1 pseudogene is annotated in these 349 nt (G+C 57.9%); it reads left to right on the forward strand.

Annotation, left to right across the window (positions count from 1 at the left end):
* A pseudogene (locus GSQ95_RS26025) lies at positions 1-349 on the forward strand (ISNCY family transposase); the annotation flags it as partial.

Raw genomic sequence — 349 nt, forward strand, 5'->3', positions numbered from 1 at the left:
CGTCGAGCGAGCCCATCTCACCTTGCAGGATCGCCTGGTCAAGGAACTGCGACTGCGAAACATCAGCACCGTCGAAGCCGCTAATGCTTATCTGCCGCTCTTCATAGCCGATTACAATCGTCGCTTCGGCAAACCGGCCCGCTCGGACTTCGATGCCCACCGCCCGGTACGTGACGATGAAGATCTCTCGTTGATCCTCACCTGGCGCGAGCCCCGGCGAGTCTCGAAAAGACTAACCCTGCAATACGACAAACGCCTCTACCTGATTAACGACACCCCGCAGACGCAAGGCCTGGCTGGCCACTACGTGGACATCTATCACTATCCATGCGGGCGCATAGGAATCAGA

Source organism: Pseudomonas sp. BAV 4579 (assembly GCF_009765395.1).
Taxonomy (GTDB): domain Bacteria; phylum Pseudomonadota; class Gammaproteobacteria; order Pseudomonadales; family Pseudomonadaceae; genus Chryseomonas; species Chryseomonas aestiva.